This is a genomic window from Streptomyces sp. NPDC006624, from assembly GCF_040611555.1.
Classification (GTDB): domain Bacteria; phylum Actinomycetota; class Actinomycetes; order Streptomycetales; family Streptomycetaceae; genus Streptomyces.
On sequence record NZ_JBEXOM010000024.1, the window covers coordinates 85,582 to 106,466 of the forward strand.

At 73.0% G+C, this 20,885-nt stretch carries 18 protein-coding genes and 2 pseudogenes; 14 read left to right on the top strand and 6 right to left on the bottom strand.

From position 1 onward, the window contains the following. Positions 1 to 47: 47 nt before the first annotated feature. A complete protein-coding gene (locus ABZY20_RS32120) occupies positions 48 to 1,580 on the bottom strand; it encodes a DUF4331 domain-containing protein (protein WP_356446194.1) in 1,533 nt (510 codons plus the stop codon). Positions 1,581 to 1,807: 227 nt separating this feature from the next. On the opposite strand from ABZY20_RS32120, the gene ABZY20_RS32125 reads away from it, so the two are divergent. From ABZY20_RS32125 to ABZY20_RS32135, 3 genes are all read left to right on the top strand, one after another. After that, positions 1,808 to 2,350 (top strand): sigma-70 family RNA polymerase sigma factor, encoded by a 543-nt coding sequence (locus ABZY20_RS32125; RefSeq protein ID WP_356446196.1) that lies wholly within the window; start codon positions 1,808 to 1,810, stop codon positions 2,348 to 2,350. After that, positions 2,347 to 3,165 (top strand): anti-sigma factor, encoded by an 819-nt coding sequence (locus tag ABZY20_RS32130; RefSeq protein ID WP_356446197.1) that lies wholly within the window; start codon positions 2,347 to 2,349, stop codon positions 3,163 to 3,165. The genes ABZY20_RS32125 and ABZY20_RS32130 overlap by 4 nt, the downstream gene beginning before the upstream one ends. Positions 3,166 to 3,291: 126 nt before the next feature. Further along, positions 3,292 to 3,558 carry a hypothetical protein gene (locus ABZY20_RS32135; protein WP_356446199.1) on the top strand — a complete coding sequence of 89 codons (267 nt, stop codon included), beginning with the start codon at positions 3,292 to 3,294 and terminating at the stop codon, positions 3,556 to 3,558. A 181-nt stretch (positions 3,559 to 3,739) separates the two neighbouring features. On the opposite strand, the gene ABZY20_RS32140 is transcribed toward ABZY20_RS32135, so the two are convergent. Together ABZY20_RS32140 and ABZY20_RS32145 are read right to left on the bottom strand one after the other, a co-directional pair. After that, the gene (locus ABZY20_RS32140) at positions 3,740 to 4,522 is read right to left on the bottom strand and encodes an ABC transporter permease (protein WP_356446200.1); all 783 of its coding nucleotides are present in this window, start codon (positions 4,520 to 4,522) and stop codon (positions 3,740 to 3,742) included. Next, a complete protein-coding gene (locus tag ABZY20_RS32145; protein WP_356446202.1) occupies positions 4,519 to 5,484 on the bottom strand; it encodes an ATP-binding cassette domain-containing protein in 966 nt (321 codons plus the stop codon). The genes ABZY20_RS32140 and ABZY20_RS32145 overlap by 4 nt, the downstream gene beginning before the upstream one ends. Positions 5,485 to 5,547: 63 nt before the next feature. Between ABZY20_RS32145 and ABZY20_RS32150 the strand changes: the two genes are divergently transcribed. Both ABZY20_RS32150 and ABZY20_RS32155 read left to right on the top strand, forming a co-directional pair. Continuing rightward, entirely contained in the window at positions 5,548 to 6,264 is a 717-nt protein-coding gene (locus tag ABZY20_RS32150) for a TetR/AcrR family transcriptional regulator (RefSeq protein ID WP_356446204.1), read from the top strand. An 86-nt stretch (positions 6,265 to 6,350) separates the two neighbouring features. Continuing rightward, positions 6,351 to 6,797 (top strand): SRPBCC domain-containing protein, encoded by a 447-nt coding sequence (locus tag ABZY20_RS32155; RefSeq protein ID WP_356446206.1) that lies wholly within the window; start codon positions 6,351 to 6,353, stop codon positions 6,795 to 6,797. On the opposite strand, the gene ABZY20_RS32160 is transcribed toward ABZY20_RS32155, so the two are convergent. The 3 genes from ABZY20_RS32160 to hmgA form a co-directional block, all read right to left on the bottom strand. Next, on the bottom strand, positions 6,794 to 7,939 hold the full coding sequence (locus tag ABZY20_RS32160) for a type ISP restriction/modification enzyme (RefSeq protein ID WP_356446208.1): 1,146 nt from the start codon (positions 7,937 to 7,939) through the stop codon (positions 6,794 to 6,796). The genes ABZY20_RS32155 and ABZY20_RS32160 overlap by 4 nt on opposite strands. A 70-nt stretch (positions 7,940 to 8,009) precedes the next feature. Further along, positions 8,010 to 8,759, bottom strand: a complete 750-nt coding sequence (locus ABZY20_RS32165) for a GntR family transcriptional regulator (protein WP_356446210.1) — start codon at positions 8,757 to 8,759, stop codon at positions 8,010 to 8,012. Positions 8,760 to 8,785: 26 nt separating this feature from the next. Further along, positions 8,786 to 10,138 carry a homogentisate 1,2-dioxygenase gene (gene hmgA, locus ABZY20_RS32170; protein WP_356446212.1) on the bottom strand — a complete coding sequence of 451 codons (1,353 nt, stop codon included), beginning with the start codon at positions 10,136 to 10,138 and terminating at the stop codon, positions 8,786 to 8,788. Positions 10,139 to 10,291: 153 nt separating this feature from the next. Between hmgA and ABZY20_RS32175 the strand changes: the two genes are divergently transcribed. The 9 genes and pseudogenes from ABZY20_RS32175 to ABZY20_RS32215 all read left to right on the top strand — a co-directional run bounded on the left by ABZY20_RS32175 (position 10,292) and on the right by ABZY20_RS32215 (position 20,833). Next, entirely contained in the window at positions 10,292 to 10,909 is a 618-nt protein-coding gene (locus ABZY20_RS32175) for a hypothetical protein (RefSeq protein WP_356446213.1), read from the top strand. Next, positions 10,906 to 11,526, top strand: a complete 621-nt coding sequence (locus tag ABZY20_RS32180) for a TetR/AcrR family transcriptional regulator (RefSeq protein ID WP_356446215.1) — start codon at positions 10,906 to 10,908, stop codon at positions 11,524 to 11,526. The genes ABZY20_RS32175 and ABZY20_RS32180 overlap by 4 nt, the downstream gene beginning before the upstream one ends. 139 nt (positions 11,527 to 11,665) lie before the next feature. Next, positions 11,666 to 13,945, top strand: coding sequence for a molybdopterin oxidoreductase family protein (locus tag ABZY20_RS32185; RefSeq protein ID WP_356446217.1), 2,280 nt, complete (start codon positions 11,666 to 11,668; stop codon positions 13,943 to 13,945). Positions 13,946 to 14,032: 87 nt separating this feature from the next. Continuing rightward, a complete protein-coding gene (locus ABZY20_RS32190) occupies positions 14,033 to 15,499 on the top strand; it encodes a citrate:proton symporter (RefSeq protein ID WP_356446219.1) in 1,467 nt (488 codons plus the stop codon). Between the two features lie 29 nt (positions 15,500 to 15,528). Further along, a pseudogene (locus tag ABZY20_RS32195) lies at positions 15,529 to 16,514 on the top strand (MFS transporter); the annotation flags it as partial. Beyond that, positions 16,513 to 16,668: pseudogene (locus ABZY20_RS32200) on the top strand (class F sortase); the annotation flags it as partial. The pseudogenes ABZY20_RS32195 and ABZY20_RS32200, both read left to right, overlap by 2 nt. Before the next feature lie 198 nt (positions 16,669 to 16,866). Then, the gene (locus tag ABZY20_RS32205; RefSeq protein WP_356446221.1) at positions 16,867 to 18,213 is read left to right on the top strand and encodes an ABC transporter ATP-binding protein; all 1,347 of its coding nucleotides are present in this window, start codon (positions 16,867 to 16,869) and stop codon (positions 18,211 to 18,213) included. A 128-nt stretch (positions 18,214 to 18,341) separates the two neighbouring features. Next, the gene (locus ABZY20_RS32210; protein WP_356446223.1) at positions 18,342 to 19,730 is read left to right on the top strand and encodes an aldehyde dehydrogenase family protein; all 1,389 of its coding nucleotides are present in this window, start codon (positions 18,342 to 18,344) and stop codon (positions 19,728 to 19,730) included. Positions 19,731 to 19,750: 20 nt separating this feature from the next. After that, entirely contained in the window at positions 19,751 to 20,833 is a 1,083-nt protein-coding gene (locus ABZY20_RS32215; protein ID WP_356446225.1) for a Zn-dependent alcohol dehydrogenase, read from the top strand. The last annotated feature ends 52 nt before the right edge of the window (positions 20,834 to 20,885 follow it).

The following is a 20,885-nucleotide window of genomic DNA, read 5'->3' on the forward strand; positions in this document are numbered from 1 at the left end:
CGTGGGGGATGGGGAACGGGCCGCGCCGGCAGAGGGGGCGGAACGGGTCAGTACGCCCGGTTCCGCATACGGCGCCACCACATCAGGGCCGCGCCGATCAGGACGATGCCGCCCGCCCCGGCGCCCGCGGACGCGGCGATCAGGCGCATGTCGTCCGAGCCCTGCGCGCCGGCCGGCTGGAGCGCGTCGCCCAGCTGGCTGCGGACGTCGTTGCCGCTCTTCACGCCCTTGGCGAGCGGACCGCGCGAACCCTCGGTCGGGTTGGCCAGGTAGGGGAAGGACTTGCCGAACTTCTTGTCGTTCTTGTCGACCGCGTCACCGAGGTCGTTCTTCGCGCCCAGCAGCTCGCCCTCGACGACCTGCAGCGAGGCGTCGATCACGTCGTCGGTCAGGCGGCGGCCGTTCGGGAAGCCGGCGTTGTCACCGTCGAGGACACCGAGCCGCTTGGGCTTGGCGGACGGCTTGATCGAGGTGTTGAGGCGCAGCTGCTCCGACGGCGTCACGTGCGGCGGCTGGTTGAGGTCCTTGACGCCCTTCAGGAAGACGTCGACGAGGTCGTTGCGCGGCTCGTCCGGCGCCGGGATCTTGTAGATCGCCTCGATGAGCTTCGGCAGCTCCGGGTTGGTGACGTTCTCCAGGAACTGCGCGTCGTCCCGGGGCGCGGACGCGTTGAACTTGTCCTTGTCCTTCAGCGGGTTGACGACCTCGTTCACCAGCGGGTTGCCCAGGCGCGAGACCTGGGTGAAGTAGCCCCGGGCGTTCTTGCGCTGCGTCGTCGACCAGACGCCGACGATCGGCTGCTCGTGCGACTCGGTGATGAGGCTGTTCGGCACCTGCAGGGCGATCGAGTTGACGTTGTAGCCCTTGAGGGTGTCGTTGCCGACCTCGGACAGGTTCCCGCCGTACAGCAGGTCGAAGACGCGCAGGTCCAGGAAGAACGGGTCGTCCGCCTGCCCGGCGAACGTCTGCGCGCCTCCGGCGAGTTCGCGGATCGCCTGCTTGCGCAGGGTGCCGTAGTCCGGCATCGACGCCTTGCCGACGTTCGACGGCGCCACCGGCACGTCGTCGGCGACCTTGGTCTTCGACACGGCCTTCAGGTGCTTCAGCTTGATCAGTTCGAGGTCGTACGTCTGCGTGATGTTGAGGTCGGGGTCGTCGAGGCTCTCGACCGGGCCCGTGTTGTACAGGAACGTCTTGTCGTTCTTCGTGTGCGTCTTGAACGTGTACCGGAAGACCAGGTCCTCCTGCGCGTCGCCGTTGTTGTCGATGCGCAGGTCGTACTGCGCGTCCTCGGCGAACGTGAAGAAGTTCGGCCCACCGGCCGGCTCCTCCATCGGGATCCAGTTCGCGACGATCGTCGTCGTGTCCGGCTTGTCCGGGCTGACGAACGCGTACACGTCCGTGTTGTCGAACTGCGGGGTCCCCGATATCAGCGGGGCCTCCCGGTGACTGGAGGCGGAGGCCGCCTCAGGTTCCAGCGCGGTCACGCCGGCGGCCGCGAGCCCGCCGGCGGCCAGCGCACCACAGATCGCGGTCGCGATGCTCCTGCGTCCCGCACCGGTCCTGGAGATAGGTGTCATGCCGTCCGTCCTCCGTGCCAACTTGCCTGACACACACCCTTCGGAGCGGCCGGCGAAGCGGATTGGTCGAATCTCAAACGTCCTTACGGCGGGTGGCCAAAGTTGTTTCATCGCGCGGCGACCCGCGTTTTCGGCGCGCTGATCCGTAACACCGTCCGGAGGTGTGTGCGTTGCGAATGCCTCGTACGAGGGGACAGGCCCGATGCGGGCCCGGAGAGGGGGACCGGGTGGAGGCGGACGAACTGCTGCTGCTCGTGGCGAGCGGTAACCACCAGGCGTTCGAGGACTTGTACGGACTGGTGTCCGGCCCGGTGTTCGGGCTCGTACGGCGAGTGGTGCGCGACCCCGCCCAGTCGGAGGAGGTGGCTCAGGAGGTGTTGCTGGAGATGTGGCGGTCCGCCGCGAAGTTCGACCCGGGACGGGGCAGCGCGATGTCGTGGATCCTCACCCTGGCCCACCGCCGTGCCGTCGACCGGGTGCGCAGCGCCCGGGCCGCCGGGGAGCGCGAGCAGCGCGAGGCACTCCGGGCCGGCCAGCCGGCCTTCGACCACGTGACCGAGGAGGTCGAGGCCGGCCTGGAACGCGAGTGGGTGCGCCGCTGCCTGGACCGGCTCACCGTCCTGCAGCGCCAGTCGGTCACGCTCGCCTACTACGAGGGCTACACCTACCGCGAGGTGGCCGAGAAGCTGTCCCTGCCGCTGGGCACCGTCAAGACGCGGATGCGTGACGGGCTGACCCGGATGCGCGAGTGCCTGGGAGGAGCGGCATGAGCCTCCTGCGCCGCGAGGACCCGCACTCCCTCGCCGCTCCTTACGCGCTCGACGCGCTGGAGCCGGCGGAGCGGGTCCGTTTCGAGAAGCACATGAAGGGCTGCGACCGCTGCGCCGCCGAGGTGCGCGCCCTGTCGGAGGACGCCGTCCGGCTCGCCTGGTCCACGGCCGCCCCGCCGCCCGCCGCGCTGCGCGACCGCGTCATGGCCGCCGTCCGCGCCACCCCGCAGGACCCGGCGCCGCAGGAGGCGGCCCGCGGCCCGGCCCGCGGGCGCGCTACCCAGCTGCCGCCGCACGTGTGGGGCACCCAGCCGCCGCCGCGGCAGCGGACGCGGCGCCGGATCCCGCTGTTCGTGCCCTTCGCCACGGCCACCGCCGCCGCGGCACTCGTCGTCGCCTCGCTCTTCGCGGTGCAGGCGAACCGCACCCAGGACGAACTCGCCGCGGAACGCGATCGGTCACGTGAGATCGCCCACGTTCTGGCCGCTCCGGACGCCCGTGCGGGCAACGGACGGGACGCGCGGGGCCGCACCATCGGAGTGATCGCTTCCGCCACGGAGGGGAGCGCGGTGGTCACCCTCGGCGGATACGGCGCACCGCCGGGCGGCCGCGTGCATCAGCTGTGGCTCATGCGCCCGGGCGCACAACCACGCTCCCTGGGGCTGTTCCAAGGCGACACGCCGCTGGTCGCCACCGGTCTCGGCACCTCCGCGACCTCACTGGCCGTGACCGTCGAGCCCGCCGGAGGATCGCCGCAGCCCACCACCCAGCCCATCGTCCAACTCGCCCTGAAATCTGTTGGATTCGGAGAGTAACCGGAAATACATCGTCAACCCCCTTACGGGGAAGGTGAATCCTGTGACGCCGATACACGTGTGCCCGGCCGGGGCGATAGGGTTACCCTGCCCGGGCCGGGTGGACTCGTACGGGTGGGGAGTGACATGGAACAGATAACAGTGCGCAGCAGGGCCAGGGTCCCTGCGATCACCTGCGGGAGCAGCGCGACCAGTTCGCGCCTCGACCGCCATCTCTCGGTGCTGGCGGGTCCTGCCGTCCCGCAGCGGGAGACGGTCGAGGCGACCTCGCTGATGCGTGAACTGACCGCGCGCCGGCCGCACGACCGCAGTGGCAGGGGCGCGCGCGTGCGTCGCGTCTCGCTCTTCGCGCCGCTGCGCCGGCTGCGCCGTTCGCTGTTCGGCAGCAGGTAGGGGCCTGCGCTCGGGCGGTCGCACCGCCCCCGGCGCCCGCTGCGCACTCGTCGTCCGTCATCCCCGCGGCACGCAGCGGCGTCAGGTGTCTTCCCGAGCGCGGCACGCCCCTGGTCGTTGCCTCATCCCCGCCCGGCAGCGACACGGGGCGCCGCCCGCGCCCGCTGCTCCGGCCGCCCGCTCACCGCTCCCCGTGCGCGTACCGGCGCACGGCCAGCGGCACGAACACCGCGAGCAGCAGGGCGCACCACAGAAGCGACCCCGCGACGGGGTGGGCCACCGGCCAGGCCGCCCCCTCGGGCACCGGCGCGTTGCCGAACAGCGCCCGCAGGGCCGTCGCCACGGCGCTGATCGGATTCCACTCCGCGACCGTGCGCAGCCACCCCGGCAGCCCGCTCGCCGGGATGTAGGCACTGGACAGCAGCGGCAGCAGGAACGTGGCGCCGCCGAGCTGACCGGCCGCCTCCTCGTTCCGCGTGAGCAGACCGAGGTGGATCCCGGCCCAGGTGCACGCGAAACGGAACAGCAGCAGCAGCGCGACGGCGCCCGCCGCCCGGAGCGGACCGCCCTCGACGCGCCAGCCCACCGCGAGGCCCACCAGCAGGAACGGCACCATCCCGGCCGCCGTGGCCACCACGTCCGCCGCGGCCTGCCCCAGCGGCACGGCCGCCCGGCTCATCGGCAGCGTACGGAACCGGCTCGTCACCCCCCGGTGCGTGTCCTGGGCCGCCTGGAACATGCCGGTCATGATCCCGCCCGCGGCGGTCGCCGCCAGCAGGCCCGGCACGAGGAACGACCGGTACTCCGCGCCCGGCATCGCGAGCGCGCTGCCGAAGACGTAACCGAAGAACAGCAGCATGCTGACCGGCATCGTCTGGGTCAGGATCAGCAGGCCCGGGTTGTTGCGCATCCGCGTCAGCTGGCGGCCCAGCATCGCGGCCCCGTCGTACGCCAGCATGCTCATGCCGCACGCTCCTTCTCACCGGGGGTCAGGGCCGTGTCCCGCGTCAGGCGCAGGAACACGTCGTCGAGGGTCGGGGGCCGCAGGCTCGCGTCGAGCAGCGGCACGCCCGCGGTGTCCAGGGCGCGCACCAGCAGCGGGAGGGTGAGGGTCGGGTCCTTGCTGACCGCGCCGACGGCGTTGCGCGCGTGGTCGAGCGACGGCTGCGCGCCCGTCAGCCGGTCGAGCACGCCCGCCGCCTTCACCAGCACGTCCGCGTCCGCCACCACGACCTCGGCGTGCGCCCCGACCAGCGCCTTGAGCTGCACCGGCGACCCGGTGTGCGCCACCCGGCCCCGGTCCACCAGGGCGATGTCGTCGGCGAGCCGGTCGGCCTCCTCCAGGTACTGCGTGGTGAGCAGCACGGTGGTGCCCTCGGCGGCCAGAGCGCGCACCACCTCCTGGACGAGGGTGCGGCCGGCCGGGTCGAGGCCGTTCGTCGGCTCGTCGAGGAACAGCACCTCGGGACGGCGGATCAGGCTCGCCGCGAGGTCGAGGCGGCGCCGCATGCCGCCGGAGTAGGTGGACGCGGGCCGGTCGGCGGCGCCGGTCAGGCCGAAGCGGTCCAGCAGCTCCGCCGTCCGGCCGGCCGGTCCGCGCACCCGGTGCAACCGGGCGAACAGCCGCAGGTTCTGGCGTCCCGTCAGGTCGCCGTCGACCGAGGTGTCCTGCCCGGTGACGCCGATCCGGGCGCGCACGGCGGCGGCCTCGCGGACCAGGTCGTGCCCGGCGACCCGCGCCGAGCCGGCGTCCGGCCGCAGCAGCGTGGTCAGCAGCCGCACGGCCGTGGTCTTCCCCGCCCCGTTCGGGCCGAGGACCCCGCACACGGTCCCCTCGGCCACCGCGAGGTCCAGCCCGCGCAGGGCACGGACCTCCCCGAACCGCTTCTCCAGACCCTCACTAAGTACAGCGTACGTAGTCGTCATGGCAGGACCATAGCGCACTACGTACGCTGTACGTAACTAGGATGGTGGCCGAGGTGATGACCGATGGCGGGCCGAGCTGCCGTACCCGAAGTGATCTGGGCGCGCCCCGAGCGCACCGGCCGGGGGCCGAGACCGGCGTTCACCCGCGCCGACATCGCCGCCGCCGCGGTGCGGATCGCCGACGAGCGGGGACTGGACGCGGTGTCCATGCGCAACGTCGCCGCGGAACTCGGCTGCGGCACGATGTCGCTGTACAACTACGTCCCCCGCAAGGAGGACCTGCACGAGCTGATGCTCGACGCCGTCGGCGCCGAGCATCAGCTGTTCGAGCCCACCGGCGACTGGCGAGCCGACATGCTCCGCAACGCCGAGCAGACGCGCGCCATCATGCGCCGCCACACCTGGGTGCCGCGGCTGATGGCGGGGGTCTTCGGCTTCAGTCCCAGCACCCTGCGCTACCTGGAGCACTGCCTGGCCTGCCTCGAACCGCTCGACTTGCCCTACGGCGCGAAGACGGAGCTGATCGCCCTCCTCAACGGCGTGGTCACGACGTACACCGGCAACGACATCGCGACCGCCGAGCGCACCCGCGCCATGCCGTGGTCGGCGGAGGAGGAGAACGCGGTCCGCATGGCCTACCTGGGCGGCCAGGTGGCCACCGGCGCCTATCCGCGCCTGGCCGCGGCCTTCGCGGAGCAGAGCGGTCCCGTCGACCTGGAGGCGGTGTTCCGGCGGGCCCTCGAACGCGTCCTGGACGCCTTCGACCCCGGCTCCCGCTGACCGGCCGGCCCGCCGATGAGTTCTCCCGCTTCCGGACGTCTACAGGAGCGACACCCCGAACCGGAACGAGACGCGGGAGAACGACGATGAGCTCTCACCAGACCACTGCGGCCGACGGCTTCGGCTACACCCTGACCCGGACACTGGACGCCTCCGCGGGCGCGGTGTGGCGGGCGTGGACCACCCCCGGGCAGTACGCGCGCTGGGCGGGCGCCGTCGAAGGCTCCGTCGAGATGGACGTCCGGCCGGGCGGAGCGTGGAAGGCCACGATGGTCACCCCGGACGGCGGACGGTTCCCGCTGACCGGCTCCTACCTCGAGACCGCCGAGAACCGGCGCCTGGTGATCGGCATGGACTTCCCCGGCAAGCCCGAACCGGCCACGATGACCATGGAACTGCACCGGCAGGACGACGACCGGACACGGATCGTGCTGCGCCAGACCTGTGACACCGCCGAGGAACGCGACATGGCCGAACAGGGCAGCACGATGCTCCTCGACAGCCTCGGCGCCTTCCTCGCCGACGCGCGCTAGAGCAAGGCGAGTTGGCCCTCCGGGCCCTCCTCGGGGCCGTCCAGCACCGAGGCCGGCCGGCGGGCCGGGGCCGGTACGGGCAGGACGCCCGCCTCGGTCAGTTCGGCCGCCGTCACCGGGTCGGGGACCTCCGGCTCCTTGAGCGGGCGCAGTTCGGCCAGCAGCGCCAGGACCGTGATCAGCTCCAGGAGTTCCGACGTCCAGGCCTGGGGCCAGGTCGCCGGGCGGATCGCCGCCAGCGTGCCCGGCTCGGGGACGCCGAGGCGGGCCGCGAACCACTGTTCCAGGACGCGCACCCCGCCCGCCTCGAAGTCCCAGGCCTCCGGCGGCACGGGCGAGATGCGGCCCCCGTCCAGGAACAAGGCCTCCTCGTCCCGGTCGTAGCGCAGGGAGTGGGGGCGGGACGGCAACGGGGCGCGCACATAGGGGCGACGGCCGCCGGGGAGCCTGGGGCGCTCGCCGTCGCGGCGCATCAGCCACAGCAGCCGGTGGCCCACCTCCAGGCCCCGCTCCCACGCACCGGGGTCGCCGGTGAGCGGGACGGTGAGATCCGGGCGGGCCGTGGCGGTGATCCAGGCCAGGACGTCGAGGGGGGCGGGGGCGCTGCCCAGGCGGGCGCCCAGGTGCTCCAGCAGGCCGGGGGCCAGGTTCGGTTCGCGCCCGCCGGGCCGCCGGTAGAGCGGGCGGACCCGGCCGGGGCGGAGCAGGGGGAGCAGCGAGGTGGCCAGCAGCCTCTCCGGCGCCTCCACCAGGAACACCTGCCGCTCGTCCGCCACCCGCCACAGCTCCGGGCGGGCCGCGTCGATCAGCCGCTGGTCGGGGATCAGCCACTGCTCGTCGAAGGGCGCGTACAGCACCCGGACGGGCTCGGGGCACGGGCCCGACGCGCGGACGAGTCTCTCCGTGCCGCCGTCCGCCCGGCCCGGCAGCCGGCCGACCGCCGTGTGCAGGGTGCGCGCACGGCTCGGCTCGAACAGGGCCTCGCGGTCGGGCCCTTCGGCCTTCACCAAGGCGTCCCAGCGGGCCTTCAGGGATGCCTCGTCGGGGCCCGCCGGCCAGCCCCGGCCGAGCCGCGGCGGTGCGACGGACCACGGCATGAGGTCCGCCAGCGGCGGAGCGTCGTCGTGCGTCACGCCCCGCATCGTACGACGAGCCGAGTGCCACGAAAGGGCGCGGGGAACCGCGCGACCCGCCCCCGCCGGCCCGCGGCGCTCATGTGGCGTCCAGGGTCACGGTGAAGGAGAACCGGTCCCCGCGGTAGTGGATGACGGCCACGTCCAGGGGCCGCCCCCCGGTGTCGTAGGTGATGCCCGTGTAGTGCAGGATCGGGCTCAGCAGCGGCACTTGGAGCAGCCGGGCCGTCTCCGGGTCGGCCAGCCGCGCCTCCACCGTGTCCGTGATGCGGCTGATGTCCGCCCCCACCACGTCCCGCAGCACCTTGGTCATCGGCCACCGCACGAGATCGTCCAGATCGATGCGCGCGGCCAGCTCGGGACGGACGTAGTTGCGGGCGTGGTTGGTCGGCTCCCCGGTCTTCTCGTCGCTGCGCAGCCGGTGGTACGTCGCCACCTCGGCCACGTCCGGGAAGAGATCGGCGAGTTCGCCCGGCACGGGCCCGCTGCCGTGGTCCAGCATCCGCGTCGTCATGCCGGACTGCTGGGCCACGATCGCGTCCACCGAGCCGAGCAGCCGCACCGGGGAGCCCCGGCGCGCGTCCGGCTCGATGAACGTGCCCCGGCGGCGGTGGCGCGAGATCAGGCCCTCGTCCTCCAGCTCCTTCAGGGCCTGCCGCATGGTCAGCACGCTGACGCCGTAGTGCCCGGCCAGCTGCTCCTCGGTGGGCAGGCGCAGCGGGTCCTGGGGCGAGCGGCCGAGGATCGAGGCGCGCAGCGACTGCGACACCTGGTACCAGAGCGGCAGCTTGCGGTTCAGGACGATCGAGTCCGGGGCGAAGGAGGTCACGGGCCATCCGTACCGGTAGGAAATGATCAGTGCAAGGGGGTGAAGTGCCGCTCCAGGCCCTGCCAGACGTCGTCGTAGCGCTGCTGGAGGTGTTCGGCCCGGGCCGCGTGCGGGGTGAGGGTGAGCGGCCAGCGGGTCTCGAACATGAACGCCAGGCCGTCGTCGATCTTCTGCGGCTTCAGCTCGGCGGCGCTGGCCCGGTCGAAGGTCTCCCGGTCGGGGCCGTGCGCCGACATCATGTTGTGCAGCGAACCGCCCCCCGGCACGAAGCCCTCCGCCTTGGCGTCGTAGGCGCCCTCGATCAGGCCCATGTACTCGCTCATCACGTTCCGGTGGAAGTACGGCGGGCGGAAGGTGTCCTCGCCGACCAGCCAGCGCGGCGCGAACACCACGAAGTCCACCCCGGCCAGGCCGGGGGTGTCCGACGGGGAGGTCAGCACCGTGAAGATCGAGGGGTCCGGGTGGTCGTAGGTGATGGTGCCCAGCACATTGAAACGACGCAGGTCATAGGCGTAGGGCACATGGTTGCCGTGCCAGGCGACGACATCGAGCGGGGAGTGGTCGTAGGTGGCCGTCCACAGGTTGCCGCAGAACTTGTTCACCACCTCCACCGGGCCCTCGACGTCCTCGTACGCGGCCACGGGCGCCCGGAAGTCACGGGGATTGGCGAGACCGTTCGCGCCGATCGGGCCCAGGTCGGGCAGCCGGAAGGGCGCGCCGTAGTTCTCGCACACGTAACCGCGGGCGGACTCGTCCAGGAGCTCCACACGGAAGCGGACCCCACGGGGGATGAGCGCCACATGGCCCGGCTCCACATGGAGCAGACCGAACTCGGTGCGCAGCAGCAGCCCGCCGCGCTCCGGGACGATCAGCAGCTCGCCGTCCGCGTCGCTGAAGACGCGCTCCATGGAGACGTCGGCGGAGTAGAGGTGCACGGCCACACCGGTGCGCTGCGTGGCGTCGCCGTTGCCGCCCAGGGTCCACAGGCCGGCCAGGAAGTCCGTCCCGGGTGCCGGGTCGGGCAGCGGGTTCCAGCGCAGGCGGTTGGGGTCGGGCACGGTCTGGTTGAACGGGGCGGTGCGGATCGAGCCGTTGTGGGTCCGGGTGAACGCCGGGTGCGCGGCCGAGGGGCGGATGCGGTAGAGCCACGAGCGGCGGTTGTGGGCCCGCGGCTCGGTGAAGGCCGTACCGCTCAGCTGCTCCGCGTACAGCCCGAGCGGGGCCCGCTGCGGCGAGTTGCGGCCCTCGGGCAGTGCGCCCGGCACGGCCTCGGAACTGTGCTCGTTGCCGAAGCCGGACAGGTAGGTCAGCCCTTCGGCTGTCTTCCGCGCTCCCTCACGCTCGAACCCGCTCGCGCGGGTGGTACCCCCATCGCCCATGTTCGCTGCTCCCTTGCGTCCGATTCCTATGTAACACCGTAGGATTGCGATTTCCCCGGCGCAAGAGGGACGCGGGTCCTCCTCTTCGGGGATGACCGGAACCCGACCTGAGGACGATCCGCCGAGCCGGACATGTGTTCTACGCTCCCCGGCATGTCGTGGACACGAGGACCCCTGGCCGTGCTCGCGGCCTGCGTCCTCCTGGCCGGAGCCGCGGGCTGCGGCTCCGGCGATACGGGGGAGAAGGGGGCGTCGCCCTCACCGGTGGGCAAGCTCCTGGAGGAACGGGACCCGGAAGGGCGGCCCTACCGGGAGATCGGGCAGGACGACGCCCCCGACGTGCGGGTCGAGGTGCAGCCCGGCCGGGCCGGCGCCTGGGACGTACGGCTGATCCTGCGCGGCTTCCGCTTCTCGCCGCCCGGCGCGCCGGCCGAGGCGAGGGCCGGGCGCGGACTCGCGCACCTCTACGTCGACGGGCGCCTGGTCGCCCGCCTGCGCGCCCCCGCGCACCGGCTGGCCGCCGCTCTCGTCCCGCGCGGCACCCACCAGGTCACCGCCCGCCTCCACGCCGACGACGGCACGGTGTGGGTGGTGGACGGCGAGCCCGTGGAGAGCACGGCCGACATCACCGCCTCCGGACCCGCCCCGGGCGCCGCGGCGCGCGGCGACACCCGGCGGCACACGCCGGCGCACCCCCGTCATCACGGGTCACAGTCCAGGTCACAGTCCGGAGCGCGAGGTTCTCCGGACCGTCCCGGAGGGGCATCATGAAGTCCGTGCCCCACGCGACATCCCTGCGTCGTGCGCCCGTGCAGCGGCGCAGTGCCGAACGTCTGGCAAAGATCCTCGACGCCTGCGCCGACCTGCTCGACGAGGTCGGCTACGACGCCCTGAGCACCCGTGCCGTCGCCCAGCGGGCCGGGGTCCCGATCGGCTCGGTCTACCGCTTCTTCGGCAACAAGCGCCAGATGGCCGACGCCCTGGCGCAGCGCAACCTCGACCGGTACTCCGCGCGCGTCACCCAGCGCCTGCGCGAGGCCGGGCCGGACGCGGGCTGGCGCACGGCCATGGACACCGTGCTCGACGAGTACCTGGAGATGAAGCGCACCGCGCCCGGCTTCTCCCTCGTCGACTTCGGCAACCAGATTCCCGTCGGCGCCCGCCAGGGCGAGCCGAACCACCGCGTCGCCGACCGGCTCACCGAACTCCTCTCCGGCTACCTCGACCGCGAGCCCGACGAGGATCTGCGCCGGGTCTTCCTCATCGCCGTGGAAACCGCCGACACCCTGGTGCAGCTGGCGTTCCGGGTGGCACCGGACGGAGACCCCAAGATCATCGACGAGGCCCGGGAGATGCTGCGCGGCTATCTGTCCCGCGTGCTCGACTGACCCGCCCGCACCACCCGCTCCCGCCACTCGCCCCCGCCACCCGGCCGGCCCCGGATCCGCCAAGGCCTCCCCGTCATGCATACCGGTCGGTATGCTCGGGCGCGTCCGTGCGTCACCGCCGCCGCCCCCGGGAGGACCCGTGTCCCGCACCGCCCTGCGAATCTGTCCCCTGTGCGAGGCCACCTGCGGCCTCACCCTCACCGTCGAGGGGAGCCGCGTCACCCACGCCCGCGGCGACCGCGACGACGTCTTCAGCCAGGGGTTCATCTGCCCCAAGGGCGCCTCCTTCGGCGCCGTCGACTCCGACCCCGACCGGCTGCGCACCCCGCTGGTGCGCCGGGACGGCGAGCTGCGCGAGGCCACCTGGCAGGAGGCCTTCGACGCGGTCGCCGCCGGCATCCGCCCGATCGTGGAGCGGCACGGTCCGCACGCGGTCGGCGTCGTCCTCGGCAACCCCAACGTGCACACCATGGCCGGCGCCCTCTATCCGCCGCTGCTCCTCGCCGGCCTCGGCACCCGCAGCGTCTTCACCGCCTCCACGGTCGACCAGATGCCCAAGCACGTCTCCAGCGGCCTGCTCTTCGGCGACGCCAACGCCATCCCCGTGCCCGACCTGGACCGCACCGACCACCTGCTCCTCATCGGCGCCAACCCGCTGGAGTCCAACGGCAGCCTGTGCACCGCGCCCGACTTCCCGGGCCGGCTCAAGGCACTCAAGGCCCGGGGCGGCACCCTCGTCGTGATCGATCCGCGGCGCACCCGCACCGCCAAGCTCGCCGACCGGCACATCGCGGTGCGGCCCGGCACCGACGCCCTGCTGCTGGCCGCGATGGCCCGGGTGCTCCTCGACGAGGACCTCGCCGATCCGACCCCGCACGTCCAGGGCGTCGACGAACTGTCCGAGGCCCTGCGGGAGTTCACCCCCGAAGCCGTCGCCGGGGCCTGTGACGTCGACGCCGGGCTCATCCGCGCCCTCGCCCGTGACCTCGCCGCCGCCCCCACCGCCGCCGTCTACGGCCGCATCGGCAGCTGCACCGTCCCGCACGGCACCCTCGCCAGCTGGCTCGTCGACGTGCTGAACATCCTCACCGGCAACCTGGACCGGCCCGGCGGCGCGCTCTTCCCGCAGGCCGCCACCGACAAGACCCCGCGCCCCGCCGGACCCGGCCGCGGCTTCGCCCTCGGACGCTGGCACTCCCGGGTGAGCCGGCACCCCGAGGCCAAGGGCGAACTGCCCCTGTCCGCCCTCGCCGAGGAGATCGACACGGCCACCGAGGACGGCGAGCCGGTCCGCGCGCTGATCGCCGTCGCCGCCAACCCCGTGCTGTCCGCCCCCGACGGCGACCGGCTCGACGCGGCGCTCGCCTCGCTCGACTTCATGGTCAGCGTCGACCCCTACCTCAACGAGACCTCCCGCCACGCCCACGTGGTGCTGCCCCCGCCGCCGCCCTCCCAGAGCCCGCACCACGACTTCGCCTTCAACACCCTCGCCGTGCGCAACCAGGTCCGCTACACCCGCCCCGCGATCCCGCTGGAGCCCGGCCGCATGGCGGAGACGGAGATCCTGGCCCGGCTCATCCTCGCGGTGACGGGGATGCACGGCGCCGATCCCGACACCGTCGACCGGATGGTCGTCGACCAGACCCTGGGCAAGGCGGTCGCGGAGCCCCACTCGCCCGTGCACGGCCGCGACCCCCGCGAGCTGGCGGCCCGGCTCACCGGCGACACCGGCCCCGAACGCCGGCTCGACCTGATGCTGCGCCTCGGCCCCTACGGCGACGGCTTCGGCGTACGGCCGGACGGGCTGAGCCTGCGGAAGCTGCTCGCGCACCCGCACGGCATCGACCTCGGCCCGCTGCGCCCCCGCCTGCCGCAGCCGCTGAAGACCGCCTCCGGTCTGGTGGAACTGCTGCCCGGCCCGATCGCGAGCGACCTGCCCCGGCTGCGCGCGGCGCTGGCCGAACGCCCCGAGGGACTCGTCCTGGTCGGCCGCCGGCACCTGCGCTCGAACAACAGCTGGATGCACAACGTGCCGGCCCTGACCGGCGGTTCGAACCGCTGCACCCTGCACATCCACCCGGAGGACGCCGAGCGCCTGGGCGTCGGGGACGGCGCGCCGGTGCGGGTCAGGGGGGCCGGGGGAGAGGTGACCGCACCGGCCGAGGTCACGGACGCCGTCCGCCGGGGCGTGGTGAGCCTGCCGCACGGCTGGGGCCACGACCGCCCCGGCACCCGCCTCGGCCACGCCGCCAAGGACCCCGGCGTCAACGTCAACCAGCTCCTCGACGGCCGTCTGCTCGACCCGCTCTCGGGCAACGCGGTCCTCAACGGAGTGCCCGTCGAGGTCGCCCCCGCGACGGCCCCGGAATCCGCCGCCGTGACCGAAAAGCTCACCGCTGTGACCTCAGCAAAGCTGTGACCAGCAGTTTTGCGCTTATTGCTCGCACGTCAACGTCTTGTTAACGCTGCTTGACGGCACCTAACGTCTCGGACACCGCCGGCCCTGGTGGGATGTTCAAGGGCGAACGTTAGGTATCCACTCATGCTGACCATCCTCGGCTTCGCCATGATCGCGACCTTCCTGGTCCTGATCATGATGAAGAAGATGTCGCCGATCGCGGCGCTCGTGCTGATTCCCGCGCTGTTCTGCGTGTTCGTCGGCAAGGGCGCCCAGCTCGGCGACTACGTCATCGACGGCGTGACCAGCCTCGCCCCCACCGCGGCGATGCTCATGTTCGCGATCGTCTACTTCGGCGTGATGATCGACGTCGGTCTCTTCGACCCGATCGTCCGCGGCATCCTCAAGTTCTGCAAAGCCGACCCGATGCGGATCGTCGTCGGCACCGCTCTGCTGGCCGCGATCGTCTCGCTGGACGGCGACGGCTCCACCACCTTCATGATCACCGTCTCGGCGATGTACCCGCTGTACAAGCGCCTGAAGATGAGCCTGGTCGTGATGACCGGTGTCGCCGCCATGGCCAACGGCGTGATGAACACCCTGCCCTGGGGCGGCCCGACCGCCCGCGCCGCGACCGCCCTCAAGCTCGACGCCAGCGACATCTTCGTCCCGATGATCCCGGCCCTGCTGGTGGGCCTGGCCTTCGTCTTCGCCCTCTCCTACGTCCTCGGCGTGCGCGAGCGCCGGCGCCTGGGCGTGCTGACGCTGGACGAGGTCCTGGAGGCGGAGAAGGAGACCGAGACGGTCCTGGTCGGCGCCGGCGGCTCCGGCGACGGCAAGGTCGACATGCGCAAGCGCCTCCCGGCCGGCGGCGGCGCGACCGGCTCCGGCCCGGACGCCCCCGAGGACCCGCAGAACCCGGAGGGCGACGGCTTCCAGGGCCTCGACCCGAACCGCGCCACCCTGCGGCCCCGGCTCTACTGGTTCAACGCGCTGCTCACGGTCACCCTGCTCACCGCCATGATCATGGAACTGCTGCCGATCCCGGTGCTGTTCCTGCTGGGCGCCGCGCTGGCCCTGTCGGTGAACTTCCCGAGCATCCCCGACCAGAAGGCCCGCCTCGCCGCCCACGCCGACAACGTCCTGAACGTCTCCGGCATGGTCTTCGCCGCCGCCGTCTTCACCGGCGTGCTGCAGGGCACCGGCATGGTCGACCACATGGCCAGGTGGATGGTCGACGTCATCCCCGGCAGCATGGGCCCGCACATGGCCCTGGTCACCGGCATCCTGAGCCTGCCGCTGACCTACTTCATGTCGAACGACGGCTTCTACTTCGGTGTCCTGCCCGTCCTCGCCGAGGCCGGCGCCGCGCACGGCGTCTCCCCGCTGGAGGTGGCCCGCGCCTCCCTCGTCGGCCAGCCGCTGCACATGTCCAGCCCGCTCGTCCCGGCCGTCTACGTCCTGGTCGGCATGGCCAAGGTCGAGTTCGGCGACCACACCAGGTTCGTCGTGAAGTGGGCCGCCCTCACCTGCCTGGTGATCCTCGCGGCGGGCATGCTGTTCGGCATCATCTGACCCGTCGCCCGACCTTCGTGGAGGACAACGTGAGGCCCGGTCGGAACCGCGGCTGGCTGCTCCGCCTCGTCAGCGCCTTCAGCTTCGCGCAGGGGGCGGTGTCGATGGCCCGGCCCGCCGTCTCCTACCGGGCCCTCGCGCTCGGCGCGGACGAGCGGGCGGTCGGTGTCATCGCCGGTGTGTACGCGCTGCTGCCCCTGTTCGCCGCGGTGCCCCTGGGCCGCCGTACCGACCACGGCCGCTGCGCGCCCCTGCTGCCCTTCGGGTGGTGCTGATATCCGGCGGCTGCGCCCTCAGCGGTGTGGCGGACTCGCTCGTGACAATGGCCCTGTGGAGCGGCGTGATGGGGCTCGGCCACCGCTGCTTCGTCATCGGCGCGCAGTCGCTCGTCGCCCGCCAGTCCGCGCCGCACGAACAGGACCGCAACTTCGGCCACTTCACCATCGGCGCCGCCCTCGGCCAGCTGGTCGGGCCGATCGCCGCGGGCGCGCTGATCGGCGGCGCGGACATGGCCGGCACCAGCGCGCTCGCCCTGCTCGCGGCCGGGGCGACGGCGGCTGCGGCGTTCACCTCGCTGTGGCGCATCGAGCACCGCGGCACGGCGTCCGCGCCCCGCCCCGGCAAGGGCGACCGGGTCCCGGTCCGGCGCATCCTGCGCACCCGGGGCGTGCCGGCCGGCATCTTCATCAGCCTCGCCGTGCTGTCCGCGACCGACATCCTCACCGCCTACCTGCCGGTGGTCGGCGAGCACCGCGGCATCGCGCCCTCGGTGATCGGCGTCCTGCTCAGCCTGCGCGCCGCGGCGACCATCGCGTGCCGCCTGGTCCTGACGCCCCTGCTGCGGCTGCTCGGGCGGACCCCGCTGCTCACCGTCACCTGTCTGCTGGCGTCCCTGCTGTGCGCGGGCATCGCGCTGCCGGTGCCGGTGTGGGCGCTCGGGCTGCTGCTGGCCGGGCTGGGCTTCTGCCTCGGCGTCGGGCAGCCGCTGTCCATGACGACGGTCGTCCAGGCCTCAGTCGTACGAGAAGGCGGACTTCCCGAGCCAGGAGGTCTACGGCGCCCGGGGCCGTCCCGAGCTGCGGCTGATCACCTGCGGCGGCAGCTACGACCGCAGGAAGGGCTACTCCGGGAACGTCGTCGTCTTCGCCCATCTCACCGGCGTCGTCTGACGCCGCGCGGCCCCGGGACCGGCGGCTGAATCAGGCCGTCCGCCTTCTCACCAGATGGACGGAAGCCACCGATTCCGACCCGTGTCTTCCCCCACCCGGGCACATTCCGTTAACTTCCGTGACCCACAGCCTCGTACGACCCGCACGGGGCTTCCGACCGCGGAGCACAACGCCCGGATGACCCCTCGGGGGCCCCTCATGACACGCGCCATCTCCCTGCAGGACGTGAGCAAGGCCTACACACGCGGCGCCCGCGTGGTGGACCGGCTGTCGCTGGACATCACGCCCGGCGAGTTCCTCGTGCTGCTCGGTCCGTCCGGCTGCGGCAAGTCCACCGTGCTCAGGATGATCGCCGGCCTGGAGGAGATCGACGACGGCCGGTTGTTCCTCGACGGCGAGTACGCCAACGACCTGCCGCCGTCCGGCCGGAACATGGCGATGGTCTTCCAGAACTTCGCCCTCTACCCGAACATGACCAGCCGCGACAACATCGGCTTCCCGCTGCGCATCGAGGCCCCGGGCGCGGACCACCGCCCGCGCGTGGACGCCACCGCCCGGATGCTCGGCATCGAGGACCTCCTCGACCGCCTGCCCCGGCAGCTCTCCGGCGGCGAACGCCAGCGCGTGGCCATGGGCCGGGCCATCGCCCGCCACCCCTCCGCGTTCCTGATGGACGAGCCGCTGTCCAACCTCGACGCCAAGCTCCGCACGCATCTGCGCGCCGAGATATCCCGGCTCACCAAGGAACTGGGCGTCACCACGATCTACGTCACCCACGACCAGGCCGAGGCCATGTCGCTGGGCGACCGGGTCGCCGTGCTGCGCGGCGGGGTCCTGCAGCAGGTCGACACCCCGCGGGTGGTCTACGCGCTGCCCAGCAACGTGTTCGTCGCGGCCTTCATCGGCACCCCGCGGATCAACCTGCTCCGGGGTCTGGTGCGCGCGCCCCTGGACGGGGCCATGACCATCAGCCTCGGCAAGCAGTTCCTGCGGCTGCCCGAGCCGCTCTCGCTCGACCACCAGCTGCTGCGGGTGCAGCAGGGCCGCGAGGTCATCGTGGGCCTGCGTTCGGAAGCGGTCCGGATCGCCAAGCACAGCTCGGCCCGCCCCGGCGAGGTGCCGATCACCGGTCTCGTCGAGCACGTCGAGTTCCAGGGGCACGAGATCCTCGTCCACTTCGACACCGGCTCCAGCCCCGCCGTCGTCCCGGACCTGGAGGCGCCCCGGCCCCGCCCCGGCCGCCCGGTCCGGCGCCGCCGCCGTGACGGCTCCGTGCTGACCCGGCTGCGGGAGCGGACCGTGGCGGCGGCCGGGCGGGCCGGGCCCGTGGTGGCCCTGGACCACCCCGGGGACGCCGACCCCCGCCCCGCGTCCGCCGAGCCCCGGCTGCCCGGCGACCTCATCGTCCGCACCACCCCGGACCTCGCCCTGCGCCACGGCATGCAGGTGCCGCTCCTGGTCGACCTCGCCCACCTGTTCGTCTTCGACCAGAACGGCGACCGCATCTGCCCGCACCCGGCGCGCCTGCCCGACCTGGAGGAGTGAGGAGCCGCACACCGGGACGGGCCGGCTCCGTGCTGTGATGACCGGGAGCCCGGGACGTCTGGCGTGAGAAAACTATCGCCGCTAGTTTATGTACCGGACGACGACGCCCCCGCCCCGGAGGAAGCGCGATGAAGGCACACGACGGCATGTACATCGGGGGCGCCTGGCGCCCCGCCGCCGGCCAGGACGTGATCGAGGTCGTGAACCCGGTCGACGAGCAGGTCATCGGCACGGTCCCGGCCGGCACCGCCGAGGACGTCGACGCCGCCGTGCGCGCGGCCCGCGCCGCCCTGCCCGGCTGGGCCGCCACCCCGCCGGCCGAGCGGGCCGCGCGCCTGTCCGCCCTCCGGGACGTCCTCGCGGCCCGGGCGGACGAGATCGCCGAGACCGTCACGGCCGAACTCGGCTCGCCCCTGAGGTTCTCGCAGGCCGTCCACGCGGCCGTGCCGATCGCGGTCGCGGGCTCCTACGCCGAGCTGGCCGCGACGTACGCCTTCGAGGAGAGGACCGGCAACTCGGTCGTGCACCTCGAACCGGTCGGTGTCGTGGGGGCGATCACGCCCTGGAACTACCCCCTGCACCAGATCGTCGCCAAGGTCGCCCCGGCCCTCGCCGCGGGCTGCACGATCGTGGTGAAGCCCGCCGAGGACACCCCGCTGGTCGCCCGGCTGTTCGCCGACGCCGTGCACGAGGCCGGGGTCCCGGCGGGCGTCTTCAACCTCGTCACCGGGCTCGGCCCGGTCGCCGGCCAGGCCCTCGCCGAGCACCCCGGCGTCGACCTGGTCTCCTTCACCGGCTCCACCGCCGTCGGCCGCCGGATCGCCGCGATCGCCGCCGGGCAGGTCAAGAAGGTCGCCCTCGAACTCGGCGGCAAGTCCGCCAACGTCATCCTGCCCACCGCCGATCTCGCCAAGGCCGTCAACGTCGGCGTCGCCAACGTGATGTCCAACTCCGGGCAGACGTGCAGCGCCTGGACGCGGATGCTGGTCCACCGCGAGCAGTACGACGAGGCGGTGGAACTCGCCGCGACGGCCGCCGCCAAGTACGGCGAGCGCATCGGCCCGGTCGTCAGCGCCGGGCAGCGCGACCGGGTGCGCGGCTACATCGGCAAGGGCGTCGCCGAGGGCGCCCGCCTGGTCGCCGGCGGCCCCGACGCCCCGCGCGAGAAGGGCTACTTCGTCAGCCCGACCGTCTTCGCCGACGTCACCGAGGACATGACCATCGCCCAGGAGGAGATCTTCGGCCCGGTCCTGTCGATCCTCCGCTACGAGGACGAGGAGGACGCCCTGCGCATCGCCAACGGCACCGTCTACGGCCTGGCCGGCGCCGTCTGGGCCGGCGACGAGGCCGAGGCGGTGGCCTTCGCGCGCCGCATGGAGACCGGCCAGGTCGACATCAACGGCGGCCGCTTCAACCCCCTCGCCCCCTTCGGCGGCTACAAGCAGTCGGGTGTCGGCCGGGAGCTCGGCGTGCACGGCCTGGCCGAGTACCTCCAGACCAAGTCCCTCCAGTTCTAGTCAGGGGAGTCCCTTCCGTCATGGCTGTCCGCGCCGCCGTCCTGCCCGCCGTCGGCTCCCCGCTGGAGATCACCGGCATCGACCTGCCCGAGCCCGGACCCGGGCGGGTCCGCGTCCGGCTCGCCGCCGCCGGGGTCTGCCACTCCGACCTGTCCCTGTCCAACGGCACCATGCGCGTGCCCGTCCCGGCCGTCCTCGGGCACGAGGGCGCCGGCACGGTCGTCGCCGTCGGCGAGGGCGTCACCCACGTCGCGCCCGGCGACGGCGTGGTCCTCAACTGGGCCCCGTCCTGCGGCGCCTGCCACGCCTGCTCGCTCGGCGAGGTGTGGCTGTGCGCCAACGCGCTGAACGGCGCCGCCGACGTCCACGCCCGCACCACCGAGGGCACCGACCTGCACCCCGGCCTGAACGTCGCCGCGTTCGCCGAGGAGACCGTCGTCCGGGCGTCCTGCGTCCTGCCCGTCCCGGACGGCGTCCCGCTCACCGACGCGGCCCTCCTCGGCTGCGCCGTCCTCACCGGCTACGGCGCCGTCCACCACTCCGCCCGCGTCCGGCAGGGCGAGACGGTCGCCGTCTTCGGCGTCGGGGGAGTCGGCCTCGCCGCCCTCCAGGCCGCCCGGATCGCCGGCGCCTCGAAGATCATCGCCGTGGACGTCTCCCCGGCGAAGGAGGAACTGGCCCGCACGGCCGGGGCCACCGACTACCTCGTCGCCGGCGACACCACCGCCCGCGAGATCCGCGGCCTCACCGGCAAGCAGGGCGTCGACGTCGCCGTCGAGTGCGCGGGCCGGGCGGTCACCATCCGCACCGCCTGGGACTCCACCCGCCGCGGCGGGCGCACCACGGTCGTCGGCATCGGCGGCAAGGACCAGCAGGTCACCTTCAACGCCCTGGAGATCTTCCACTGGGGCCGCACCCTCTCCGGCTGCGTCTACGGCAACTCCGACCCCGCCGCGGACCTCCCGGTCCTGGCCGAACACGTCCGGGCCGGCCGCCTCGACCTCAGTGCCCTGGTGACCGAGCGCATCTCCCTGGACGGCATTCCGGCGGCCTTCGAGAACATGCTGGCGGGCAAGGGCGGCCGCGCACTGGTCGTCTTCTAGCCGCTCCCCTCCCACGCCCCGGCCCCCGAGCGAGGCCGGGGCCACCGGCATG